Below are 11,329 nucleotides of genomic sequence, written 5' to 3'. Positions count from 1 at the left end.
GCGTCTTCTGATCTGCCGGTGGTTGTGTCCACGTCGGACGATCCGGTGGTGATTGTCGGGATGAGCTGCCGTCTGCCGGGTGGGGTGGCGAGCCCTGAGGATCTGTGGCGGCTGGTGGCCGGAGGCGAGGACGCGATCTCCGAACTTCCCACCGACCGGGGTTGGGACCTCGACGCCCTCTATGACCCGACGCCGGGACAGCCCGGAAAGAGCTACGTGCGACACGGCGGATTTGTCAGCGGAGTCGATCGGTTCGATCCGGCGTTCTTCGGCATCAGCCCACGGGAAGCCGTGGCGATCGACCCTCAGCAACGACTGCTGCTGGAATCGTCCTGGGAGGCCCTCGAGCGCGCCGGCGTCGACCCCCAGGCACTGCGCGGCAGCCGGTCCGGTGTGTTCGTCGGCTCCAATGGCCAGGATTACCCGGCCCTTCTGCTGAGCACTCCGGAAGGCCAGGACGGCTACCTCGGTACGGGGAACGCCGCCGCGGTCGTATCGGGCAGGGTGGCGTACGCGCTGGGGCTCGAGGGCCCTGCCGTGACCGTCGACACGGCATGCTCGTCTTCGCTGGTGGCGCTGCATCTGGCGGCGCAGTCCCTGCGGTCGGGTGAATGTGACCTCGCGTTGGCGGGCGGCGTCACGGTGATGTCGACGCCGGGAGCGTTCATCGAGTTCAGCCGTCAGCGGGGCCTGGCGGCTGATGGTCGCTGCAAGGCGTTTTCGGATGCTGCGGATGGCACCGGGTGGGCCGAGGGCGCTGGTGTGCTGGTGGTGGAGCGGTTGTCGGATGCCCGGCGCAACGGCCATCGGGTGCTGGCGGTCGTGCGCGGTTCTGCGGTGAACCAGGACGGTGCGTCCAACGGTCTCACCGCACCGAATGGTCCCTCGCAGCAGCGGGTGATCCGGCAGGCGTTGGCGGGGGCGGGTCTTTCGGCTTCGGACGTGGATGCGGTGGAGGCGCACGGTACCGGCACGACGCTGGGCGACCCGATCGAGGCGCAGGCGCTGCTGGCGACGTACGGCCAGGGGCGTGAGGAGGACCGGCCGTTGTGGCTGGGTTCGGTGAAGTCGAATCTCGGTCACACGCAGGCGGCCGCGGGTGTGACTGGTGTGATCAAGATGGTGCTGGCGATGCAGCACGGTGTGCTGCCGCGGACGTTGTATGCGGATGAGCCGTCGTCGCATGTGGACTGGTCGGCGGGGAATGTTCGGCTGCTGACCGAGGCTGTGGAGTGGCCGGAGGGCGAACGTGTACGTCGGGCGGGTGTGTCTGCGTTCGGGGTGAGTGGCACTAATGCGCATGTGGTGATCGAGCAGGCTCCGGTGGAGGAGGTTTCTTCCGCGCCGGTGGCTGTTGTGGGTGGTTCGGGTGTTGTGCCGTGGGTGGTTTCGGCGCGGAGTCGGGCTGGTCTGCGGGGGCAGGCGGAGCGCTTGCTGGCGTATGTGGAAGCCCGGCCCGAACTCCGTCTGCCGGATGTCGGGTTCGCCCTGGCCACGACGCGGGCGCAGCTCGAACACCGAGCCGTCGTACTCGGCACCGGACACAGCGAACTCGTTGAAGGGCTCAGGTCCCTGGCCAACGGTGACGATGTCGCTTCCGTAGCGACTGCTCTGGCCCAACCCGAAGCGCGGCTGGCTTTGCTCTTCACCGGGCAGGGTGCGCAGCGGCTCGGTATGGGGAGGGAGTTGTACGACGCCTTCCCGGTCTTCGCGGAGGCGTTTGATGCGGTGGGTGCGTATTTTGATGGTGAGTTGGAGTTGCCGCTGCGGGATGTCGTGTTCGGTGATGACTCGGATGCGTTGAGTCGGACAGGGTTTACGCAGCCTGCGTTGTTCGCGGTCGAAGTGGCGCTGTTCCGGCTGGTGGAGTCATTCGGTGTCAGGCCCGATTTCCTGCTGGGGCATTCCATTGGTGAGTTGGCGGCCGCGCATGTGGCGGGGGTGTGGTCGCTGGAGGATGCGTGCCGTCTGGTGGCGGCCCGCGGCCGGTTGATGCAGGCGCTGCCGGCGGGTGGGGCGATGGTCTCGCTCCAGGCGTCGGAGGCCGAGGTGCTGCCGCTGCTGGATCTGGAGCGGGTGAGCATCGCGGCGGTGAACGGTCCGCTGGCGACGGTCATTGCGGGTGAGGAATTGGCCGTTGCGGAGATCGCCGCGCATTTCGAGGCCGAGGGCCGCAAGACGAAGCGCCTGAGGGTCAGTCATGCCTTCCACTCGCCGTTGATGGAGCCGATGCTGGCCGAGTTCCGTACGGTCGCGGAAAGCGTGACCTACGAGGCGTCCCGTATCCCGGTCATCTCCAACCTCACGGGCGAGTTGGCCACCACAGAAGAACTGACCTCTCCCGAGTACTGGGTGCGGCACGTGCGCGAGGCCGTCCGGTTCGCCGACGGCATCCACCGACTTGAAGAGCACGGCGTCACCCGGTTCCTGGAGATCGGCCCCGACGGCACGCTGACCGCCATGGCCCAGGGATGCCTTGACGAAGAGACGGACCATGCCCTGATACCTGTGCTGCGTGGGGACCGTTCCGAGGTGTCCGCGGTACTGTCCGCCGCCGGACGGGCATTCGTCCACGGCATCGACGTCGACTGGCAGACGTTCTTCCCCACCACCACCCGCCCCGTCGACCTGCCCACCTACGCCTTCCAACACCAGCGCTACTGGCCTCGCTTCAACGGTATGTCGCCCGGAAATCTGGGCTCCGCCGGGCTGGTGTCCGCTCATCACCCCCTGCTGGGTGCAGCCGTCCCCCTGGCCGACAGCGCGGACGGCGAGGCCGGCGGCTGCGCCCTGGTGTTCACGGGGCGCGTCTCCGCAGCGACCCACCCCTGGCTCGCCGAGCACGTCGTATCGGGCTCGATACTGTTCCCCGGCACAGCGTTCCTGGAGCTGGCGGTCCGCGCCGGGGACCAGGTCGGCTGCGGGCAAGTGGAGGAGCTGACCCTTCAGACACCCCTGGTGCTGCCGGAGCGAGGCGCCGTACAGCTCCAGGTTTCCGTCGGGTCTCCGGACGAGTCCGGCCGCCGCACGCTGAGTGTCTATTCCCGGTCCGAGGACGCACCGCCCGAGCAGCCGTGGGCGCTTCACGCCGGCGGCGTACTCGCCACGGGGTCCTCGACTCCCGGGGCCGACCTGTCCCAGTGGCCGCCCGCCGGAGCGCAGCCCGTCGACGTTGACGGCTTGTACGACGGGTTGGCTTCGACCGGCTTCCACTACGGTCCGGTCTTCCGCGGTCTGCGTGATGTATGGAGCCGCGGTGACGAGCTGTTCGCCACGGTTGAACTGCCTGAGACCGCCGTCCCCGATGCGGCAGGGTTCGGGCTGCACCCGGCACTGCTCGACGCGGCGCTGCATGCGCTCGGGCTTGTCCCCGCGGGCCAAGAGGCCGAAGGCCGCGGCAGGTTGCCCTTCTCCTGGTCAGGGGCGACCCTGCACGCGGCTGGCGCTTCGGTGCTGCGCGCACGGCTGTCGATGAACGGTCATGACACGGTCGCCCTGGAACTGGCCGACGCCTCGGGCGGGCCCGTCGCGACGATCGACTCCCTGGTCCTGCGCCCGGTGTCGACCGACCGGATCGCGAGTGCAAGGTCAGGACAGCAGGACACCGCGCTGCATGCGATCGAGTGGATACCGCTGTCCGAGCCTGCCCGATCCACCGTGACCGTCGATGCCGTAGTCGACATGGCGGGTGGCGCCGACCGACTCGACCTTTCCGCGATCGACGCCGTGAGCTACCCCGACTTCGGTTCGCTCCCGCAGGACGACGTTCCTGCCCACGTCCTGCTGCGGATGGGCGACGCCGACGAGGGCGATCAGTCCGTCGCCGCGCACACCATGACCCACCGGGCGCTCGCGATCGTCCAGGCATGGCTGGCCGAAGAGCGGTTCGCCGCATCCCGCCTGGTCGTCGTCACGCAGGGCGCGGTCACCGTGGACGAACGGCAACCGGATCCGGCGCTGGCCGCTGTCTGCGGGCTCGTCCGCTCGGCACGTTCGGAGAACCCGGACCGTTTCACGCTCGTCGACGTGGACGGTGCGAGCGAGTCCCTCGCCGCGCTCCCCGTGGCTCTGGCCTCCGGGGAGCCCGAACTGGCCGTACGCGCAGGCCAGGCGTACGCACCAAGGCTCAGCAGGTACGTACGCCGGGCTGCTCTGTCCGTGCCCGAGCAGGCCGAGGCGTGGTGCCTGGACATCGTGGAGAAAGGCACTCTCCAGAATCTGCGTCTCGTGGGGTGCCCCACGGCGAACGCCGAACTAGCCGCCGGGCAGGTTCGGATCGCGGTACGCGCGTCCGGTCTGAACTTCCGCGATGTGCTGAATGCGCTCGGGATGTACCCGGGAGAAGCCGGAGCCCTGGGCATCGAGGGCGCCGGCGTGGTCACGGAGGTCGGCCCGGGGGTGACCGGATTCTCCGCGGGGGATCGGGTCATGGGTCTGTTCACCAGGTCGCTCGGGCCGGTGGCGGTGGCCGACGAGCGCACCGTCATCCGTATTCCGGAGGGGTGGTCGTTCGCTCAGGCGGCGGCTGCGCCGGTGGTGTTCCTGACGGCGTATTACGCGCTGGTGGACCTGGGCGGGTTGCAGGTCGGCGAGTCGGTGCTCATTCATGCTGCTGCGGGTGGGGTTGGCATGGCTGCGGTGCAGTTGGCGCGGCATCTGGGTGCTGAGGTGTTCGGTACCGCGAGTCCGGGCAAGTGGGGGACGTTGCGTGGGTCGGGTCTGGACGATTCGCACATCGCGTCTTCGCGTGATCTGGATTTCGAGCGGTCGTTCCTGGATGTGACCGGTGGCCGGGGTGTGGACGTGGTGCTGGACTCCCTGGCGCGGGAGTTCGTGGATGCCTCGCTGAGGCTGCTGCCGCAAGGCGGCCGGTTCCTCGAGATGGGCAAGACCGACGTCCGGCATCCGCAGGAGGTAGCGGTCCAGCATCCGGGTGTCACATATCGGGCCTTCGACCTGTTCGACGCCGGTCCTGAGCGGATCGCGGAAATGCTGAGCGCGCTGCTCGATCTGTTCGAGCGGGGTGTGCTGGAGCCGTTGCCCGTGACGGCCTGGGACATTCGAAAAGCCCCGGAGGCATTCCGTCACCTCAGCCAGGCCAAGAACGTCGGCAAGGTCGTCCTCACCATGCCGGTCGCCCTCGACCCGGAGGGCACGGTACTGATCACCGGCGGAACGGGGGGCCTGGGCGCGCTGGTGGCCCGGCACCTGGTGACCGAGCACGGCATACGGCACCTGCTCCTCGCCAGCCGCCGGGGGATGGAGGCGCCCGGCGCCGACGAACTGCTGGACGAACTGGCCGCACTCGGCGCCGACACCGCCCTCATCGCCTGCGACGCTGCCGACCGTGACAGCCTGGCCGCCGTGCTGGCAGGCATTCCCGCGGAGCGCCCCCTCACCGCGGTCGTGCACACGGCCGGTGTGCTGGACGACGGCGTGGTGTCCTCGCTGACGCCCCGGAGACTGGACACCGTGCTCGCGCCGAAGGCGGACGCGGTCGTCAACCTGCACGAGCTGACCCGGGGCGAGGACCTGGCCGCATTCGTTGTCTTCTCCTCCATCGCCGGCATGTTCGGCGGCTCAGGACAGGGCAACTACTCGGCCGCGAACGCCTTCCTGGACGCCTTCGCACACAGCAGGCACAGCATCGGCCTGCCCGCCACGTCACTCGCGTGGGGCCCTTGGGCTCCCGGTGCGGGTATGACCGGCGAGCTGGCGAACACGGATCTGCAGCGCATGGCACGCGGCGGCATGATCCCGTTCACAGCGGAACAGGGCATGGCCGCGTTCCACGCCGCGCTCCGCACGACCGTCCCGGTTCTCGTCCCCGTCCGGCTCGACCACGCGGCACTGCGCGCACAGCAGTCCGCGCTGCCGGCCCTGCTACGCGGTCTCGTCACCGGATCCGAGCGGCGCTCCGCCGCGTCGGCGACAGACGGCGACCCCGCGGAGAGCCTGCGGGCCGGGCTGGGCGCCCTGCCGCCCGCCGAGCGGGAGACCGCCGTACTGGATCTCGTACGCGCGCAAGCGGCTATCGTCCTCGGACACGCCGCCGGGCCCGAAGCCGTCGAGCCCGCACGGGACTTCCGCGGCCTGGGTATCGACTCGCTCACCGCCGTAGAGCTGCGCAACCGGCTGGCGGCAGCGACCGGTCTGCGGCTGCCTGCGACGCTCGTCTTCGACTATCCGTCGCCGCTGGCACTCGCCCGCCACGTGCGTACGGAGCTGTTCGGCGACAGCGAGGCAGCTGTCGCAGCCATGCCGGACGCCGCGAGTGGCCGGGCGGCGACCGGCCAGGCGGCTGTCGGCGAGGAGCAGCTCGCCGTTGTCGCCATGAGCTGCCGCTTCCCAGGAGGAGTCCGCAGCCCCGAGGAGTTCTGGCGGCTGCTGTCCGAGGGAGTGGACGCACTCTCGCCGATGCCCGTCGACCGTGGCTGGCAGACGGGCGGCGACGGCGATCTCGGCCACGTCGAAGGCGGGTTCCTCTACGAGAGCGGCGATTTCGACGCGGACTTCTTCGGGATCTCGCCCCGCGAGGCGGTCGCCATGGACCCGCAGCAGCGGCTTCTCCTGGAAATCTCGTGGGAGACGCTGGAGCGGGCCGGCATCGACCCGGCGGCCCTGCGCGGCAGCAGGACAGCCGTCTTCGCGGGGACGAACTACCAGGGCTACGGCTCGGCTGCGCACGTCCTGCCCGAAGGCTCGGAGGGGCAGTTGCTGACCGGCCACGCCACCAGCGTGACGTCCGGCCGTGTCTCGTACGCCCTCGGCCTCGAAGGGCCCGCGGTGACGGTCGACACGGCCTGCTCGTCGTCGCTCGTGGCTCTGCACCTGGCCGCGCAGGCCCTCCGCCTCGGGGAGTGCGATCTCGCCTTCGCGGGCGGGGTGACCGTGATGGCCACTCCGGGCGCGTTCGTGGAGTTCGGCCGTCAGGGAGGCCTTGCGGGAGACGGGCGGTGCAAAGCCTTCGCAGAGGGCGCGGACGGCACCGGCTGGGGTGAGGGCGCGGGCATCGTCCTGGTCGAGCGTCTTTCCGACGCGCGGCGCAACGGCCACCCGGTGCTCGCCGTGCTCCGTGGTTCCGCCGTGAACCAGGACGGTGCGTCGAACGGCCTGACGGCCCCCAACGGCCCCTCCCAGCAGCGTGTCATCCGGGCCGCGCTCGCCAACGCGGGTCTTGAAGCCACTGATGTGGACGCGGTCGAGGCGCACGGCACCGGAACGTCGCTGGGCGACCCCATCGAGGCACAGGCGCTCATCGCCGCCTATGGACAGAACCGTGAGAACGAGCGGCCTCTGTGGCTCGGCTCGGTGAAGTCCAACATCGGGCATACGCAGGCCGCGGCGGGCATCGCCGGTGTGATCAAGATGGTGCTGGCGCTCCAGAAGGGGGTGCTGCCACAGACGCTGCACGTCACAGAGCCGTCCTCGCATGTGGACTGGTCGGCCGGCGACGTGCGGCTGCTGACCGAGGCAGTGGAGTGGCCGCGCTGCGAACTGCCGCGCCGCGCCGCCGTGTCCTCGTTCGGGATCAGTGGCACCAACGCGCACGTGGTGCTCGAACAGGCCGAGGCGGCGGACAGCGAACTCGGCGAGAGCGACTCCACCGACAGTGCTCCCGCCGGCACTCCCGCAGGCACCTCGCGGGACGACCACGATCGGTCCGACGTACACGATCGGTCCGACGTACACGATCGGTCCGACGTACATGACCGGCCGGACGTACATGACCGGCCTGACGTACATGACCGGCCTGACGAGCAGGACGGCCCCGTCGTGTGGCCGCTCTCCGCCCGCTCTGCGGACGCACTCCGCGACCAGGCGAAGCGGCTGCGTGCGCATGTCGCCGACCACCCCGGCCCGGCGGTACGCGATGTCGGGTACTCGCTTGCCACCACCCGGGCCGCCTTCGACCACCGGGCGGCGCTGGTCGCAGAGGACAGAGAGGCGTTCCTGACCGGCCTCGCCGCGCTGGCACGCGGGGAGGACTCGGCGGGGCTGGTGCGCGGGCAGGCGGGCACCGGCGGGAAACTCGCCTTCCTGTTCAGCGGTCAGGGCTCCCAGCGCGCCGGCATGGGCCGCGCGCTGTACGAGCGGTTCCCCGGATACGCCCGGGCCTTCGACGAGGTCTGCGCGGAGTTCGACCGGCACCTCGAACGGCCCCTGCGTGACCTGGTATTCGCGGAAGAGGGCTCGCCCGAAGCCGCGCTGCTCGACCGCACCGAGTACACACAACCCGCGCTGTTCGCGGTGGGAACGGCACTCCACGCCCTGGTCGGATCGTGGGGTGTCAGGCCCGATTTCCTGATCGGCCACTCCATCGGAGAGCTGACCGCCGCGCATGTGGCCGGGGTGCTGACCCTTGAGGACGCCTGTGCCCTCGTCGCGGCCCGCGGCCGGTTGATGCAGGCCCTCCCGGAGGGCGGCGCCATGATCGCCGTTCAGGCTTCAGAGGACGAGGTACTGCCCCTGCTGGAGGGTCTTGCGGACCGGGCGGGCATCGCCGCGGTGAACGGGCCTTCGGCGGTCGTCGTGTCCGGCGAGGAGGACGCGGTCACCCACATCGCAGGGCAACTGGCCGAGCAGGGGCGCAAGACTAGGCGTTTGCGGGTCAGCCATGCGTTTCACTCACCACTGATGGAAGCGATGCTGGCGGAGTTCGGCGAGATGGCGCGGCGTGTGCGGTATGCACCGCCGCGTATCCCTGTCGTCTCCAATCTGACCGGGGAACCGGCCGCTGGAACCGACCTCACTTCGCCCGAGTACTGGGTGCGGCACGTGCGGGAGGCCGTCCGTTTCTGCGACGGCGTCCGCCGGCTGGAGGCCGACGGCGTACGGACGTACCTGGAGCTGGGCCCCGACGGCGCCCTCGCCGCCATGGCATGGGAGAGCCTGCGCGAACCCGGTGAGGACACCGCCGCGCTCCCCGTACTGCGGCGCGAGCGGCCCGAGTCGTCCAGCGCCCTGCTCGCCGCCGCAAGCCTGCACGTACGCGGTCTGGGGTCGGGTCCTGCCGCCCTGTACGGCGAGGGGGCGCGCCGTGTCGAGCTGCCCACCTACGCTTTCCAGCGCAGCCGGTACTGGCTGGAACCGGCCGGGCCGCGGACCGGAGCCGACCCGGCGCAGACGGTGGACGAGCAGTTCTGGGCCGCCGTGGAAAGCGCCGACCTGGGCGAGCTGGCCGAGCGTCTCCATCTGGCGGACGACGCCCCGTTGAGCGAAGTGCTGCCCGCCTTGTCCTCGTGGCGCCTCAAGCAGCGCGAGCGCACCGCCGTCGACGGCTGGGAGTACCGGGTCATCTGGCGGCCTGTCGCCGACGCCTCCGCTCCCGTCCTGTCCGGCACTTGGCTGCTTCCGCTGCCCGCGGGGCGTGCCGGCCGCGCCTGGGAGACGGCGATCGCGGCAGGGCTCGCCACCCACGGGGCGGCCCGGGTCGTCGTGGTCGAGGTCGACTGCGGCGTCGCGGACCGGAAGTCGCTCGCCGAGCAGCTGACGACGGTCCTGGACGAGTCGGGTCCCGTCGACGGGGTGCTTTCGCTGCTGGGCATCGATGAGGAGCCGAACCGGACGCAGCCCGCCACGCCCGGCGGACTCGCCGCGACCATGGCACTCGTACAGGCCCTCGACGACCTGGGCGCCGGCGCGCCGCTGTGGTGCGCGACCACCGGCGCCGTGGCGGTGCGGGAGCGCGAGGACGTGCCGTCCCCCGTACAGGCCGCGGTCTGGGGCTTCGGGCGCGTCGCCGCGCTGGAGCAGCCGCAGAGCTGGGGCGGCCTCGTCGATCTGCCCGCGGAGCTCGACGAGCGGGCCGTGGAACGGCTGTGCGCGGTGCTGGAGGCCGGGCAGGGCGAGGACCAGGTCGCCGTACGCGGCTCGGGCACATTCGTACGGAGACTGGTCCGGGCGCAGTCCCGGGACGACGGCGCTGGGACCGAACAGCCGTGGGAGTGCTCCGGGACCGTCCTGGTCACCGGAGGCACCGGCGCACTCGGCGCACATGTGGCTCGCCGGCTGGCCGACCGTGGGGCCGGGCACCTGGTCCTGGCGAGCAGGCGTGGCGCACAAGCCGAAGGCGCGGCCGAACTGGCAGCCGAACTGACCGCCCGCGGCACCCGGGTGACGGTCGTCGCGTGCGACGCCGCCGACCGCGAGGCGCTGGCGCGGCTGCTGGCCGAGCATCCCGTCGACGCCGTGTTCCACACAGCGGGTGTGCTCGACGACGGACTGATCGCCGGGCTCGACGGTGAGCGCCTGGACGCCGTGCTGCGGCCCAAGCTGGCCGCCGCGGCGAACCTGCACGAACTGACGGGCGACCTCACGGCGTTCGTGCTGTTCTCGTCCTTCGCCGGCACGGCGGGAGCGACGGGGCAGGCCAATTATGCCGCCGCCAACGCCTATCTGGACGCACTCGCCCAGCAGCGGCATGCGCTCGGCCTGCCGGCCACCTCGATCGCGTGGGGGCCGTGGGCCGGCGGTGGCATGGCGGCCGGCGCCGCGGGTGACGAGCAGCTGGAACACCGGCTCAGGCGCGGCGGCATGGGGCCGATCGACCCGCAGCTCGCGGTCGACGCGCTGGAGCGGGCGCTCACCCATGGCGACACCACGGCGGCCGTGGCCGACGTGGACTGGGCGCGGTTCGTTCCCGGCTTCACCTCGGTGCGGGCAAGTGCGCTGCTCTCCGATCTGCCGGAGGCACGGCGTGCGGCCCCGGAGCGCGAGTCCGCCGGCAGCGGCCGGGACAGCGGTCTCGCCGCGCTGCGCGAGCAGCTGGCCGGGCGGAGCGAGGCCGACCAGGAACGCGTACTCGCCACCCTCGTCCGCACCCATGTGGCCGGCGTTCTCGGGCACTCCTCCGTGGACGCGATCGACCCGAAGCGGGCCTTCAGCGAACTGGGCTTCGACTCGCTCATGGCCGTCGAGCTGCGCAACAGGCTCGGTCTCGCCACCGGTACGCAGCTTCCCGCCACGCTGCTCTTCGACCACCCGACCGCCGTGGCCCTCGCCCGCCACCTGCGCACAGGGGTCGTCGCCGGGAGCGCGGCCGGGGGAGTGCCCGCGCTCGCCGAACTCGACCGGCTGGAGGGCGTGCTGGGAGAGGTGTCGCAGGACGATCCGCAGCGCGCCAGGATCGCCTCCCGGCTGCAGACGCTGCTGGCGAAGTGGAACGAGCGGCAGGACGGAGGCGGAGAGACGAAGGACGACGCCGGGGTCAGCGACCGGATCAGCTCCGCCACCGCCGACGAGATCTTCGACTTCATCGACAACGACCTCGGCATGTCATGAGCCGCCGACCGCAAGAGCCCGGGAACCGTCGCGTGGATGAGGGTGC

1 protein-coding gene is annotated in these 11,329 nt (G+C 70.9%); it reads left to right on the top strand.

Translation table 11 applies throughout. The annotated features are described in order from the left end of the window. Positions 1-18 precede the first annotated feature (18 nt). On the top strand, positions 19-11,283 hold the full coding sequence (locus tag ACFYWY_RS32095) for an SDR family NAD(P)-dependent oxidoreductase (RefSeq protein WP_389192952.1): 11,265 nt from the start codon (positions 19-21) through the stop codon (positions 11,281-11,283). Positions 11,284-11,329 lie beyond the last annotated feature (46 nt).

The sequence above is a fragment of the Streptomyces sp. NPDC002870 genome, assembly GCF_042888505.1.
In the GTDB taxonomy this organism is placed as follows: domain Bacteria; phylum Actinomycetota; class Actinomycetes; order Streptomycetales; family Streptomycetaceae; genus Streptomyces.
Note: the sequence above shows the minus strand (reverse complement) of the source record. Positions and strands in the feature narration are given on the sequence as shown.